General features: G+C 46.9%; 2 protein-coding genes and 1 pseudogene (1 of these 3 only partly in view). 1 reads left to right on the forward strand and 2 read right to left on the reverse strand.

Annotation, left to right across the window (positions count from 1 at the left end):
* A pseudogene (locus QVO99_RS00770) lies at positions 1-273 on the forward strand (nucleoside deaminase); it begins 197 nt to the left of the window's first position.
* Between the two features lie 706 nt (positions 274-979).
* Here the strand turns inward: QVO99_RS00770 and QVO99_RS00775 are convergent.
* Together QVO99_RS00775 and QVO99_RS00780 are read right to left on the reverse strand one after the other, a co-directional pair.
* Complete coding sequence (locus QVO99_RS00775) at positions 980-1,243, reverse strand: hypothetical protein (RefSeq protein ID WP_288176837.1); 264 nt, start codon at positions 1,241-1,243, stop codon at positions 980-982.
* A 101-nt stretch (positions 1,244-1,344) separates the two neighbouring features.
* Positions 1,345-1,557: hypothetical protein (locus tag QVO99_RS00780; RefSeq protein ID WP_288176838.1), on the reverse strand; the 213-nt coding region annotated here is incomplete at its 5' end.

Genomic DNA, 1,557 nt, shown 5'->3' on the forward strand with positions numbered 1-1,557 from the left:
GAGATGCAGGCGATAACGGCTGCCGCAAATGCCTTGGGAGGCAAATATCTCACCGACTGCACGCTCTACGTCACCGTGGAACCGTGTCCCATGTGTGCCGGAGCCATCGGATGGGCACAGATACCACGCATCGTATACGGAGCACCCGATGAAAAGCGAGGCTATCACAAATTCGCACCCAACGTACTTCATCCCAAAGCGACAGCCATCGGAGGAGTACTCGAAGAGGAATGCCGGACGCTGATGCAGGAGTTCTTCAAGAAAAGAAGATGACAAGCGATAAGAGAAAAGGAATCGGAAAGAAAATGAGAGGAAAGGAAAGGTCATGATAAAAAAGCTGACGAAATGGATGCCCATACCTCTGATTCTTAGTAAAAGCGAGAAATTCCGAAAAACTGTCAGATCATCTGGTTTTTCGTCATAACATTCTGAAAAACAGACAGTTGACTGTCTGGCGATTGTCAGCCAATTGTCTGGATGGTTTGCTGATGAAAGGGAATAAAAACTTGGGCGATGTTTTTTTTGGCCGCATACACGAGCATCGCGGATGCGCTTACGAATTGTCAGATGTGAGGAATTCAGACTATAGGGATTGTATGCGTTTGCTGAATCCAGAAAACAGGAATATGGGTATTTGTAATAAGCAAATTTAAACCCTCCAATTTTTCGTAAAGTTGACCCACCGGCTTATATCCCCCCTAACGTGGGGAATGAAACCCCACATTAGGGGGTTATGTTCCCCACGCTGTGGGGGAAAAAATCAAGGGTAGGAAACAGTATTACAACAGTCAATTATTGGGCAGACGTCTGACAGCAATTCTGCCCAACAGGGGTAAGCAGCGTGCCCATGATGAGAAAGCAGCGTTCCCCAGTTGGGCAAGCACCGTGCCCAATTTAGCACAAACTGACATTAGAATTAAGCGTGCACTGAATTAATTCCGCCAATGGGTATTTATGAAAAATCCACTATCAGTAAATTCTAACAGAACACTATTATTTGTTCTGCGTCTGGCACATCCTGCGTGTCTGTCCGCAACGACGAGCGGCGTTGTTCAGAACTCATCGAGTGCCTGATGCATACGTTACGCGCTTCCACCTCGCCAGCCATTCTCAAATATCGTCTCCTGCCTTGTGACAGGTTTCCACCACGGGCAAAGTCCTCTTCCTCTTGTATAAGATGCTGCACCTCATGCAGCAACACACCTTCGGTCTGGTATTGGAAAGGAGAATTTAGCGTTCCCATGCAAATCATCATGCCGTAACTAAAAGGATTGAAATACCCGGCGAACTCGTTGGTTGGTGTGTATCTGGCGTATAGACTGAGCCGTTCGAAAGCTGGGTATGCTATGAGCAGGCATAGCTCAAAGGATTGAAATACCCTGAAAACTTGTTGGTCGGTGTGTATCTGGCGTATAAACTGAGCCGTTCGAAAGCTGGGTATGCTATGAGCAGGCTGATGTCGTGCATACATAGGCTGATGTTTATGGACTCGCCAAAATGGCGTTTCAGATGGTCTTCTATTTCGACTGTTTTGTGGAAAGGGTCTGCCACTTCATA

Source organism: Prevotella sp. CAG:592 (genome assembly GCF_000436015.1).
GTDB classification, from domain to species: domain Bacteria; phylum Bacteroidota; class Bacteroidia; order Bacteroidales; family Bacteroidaceae; genus Prevotella; species Prevotella pectinovora.

Coding starts and splice junctions, on each gene's coding strand:
- QVO99_RS00775 (WP_288176837.1), bottom strand. CDS start 1,243: ATGGGAACGCTAAATTCTCCTTTCCAATACCAGACCGAAGGTGTGTTG.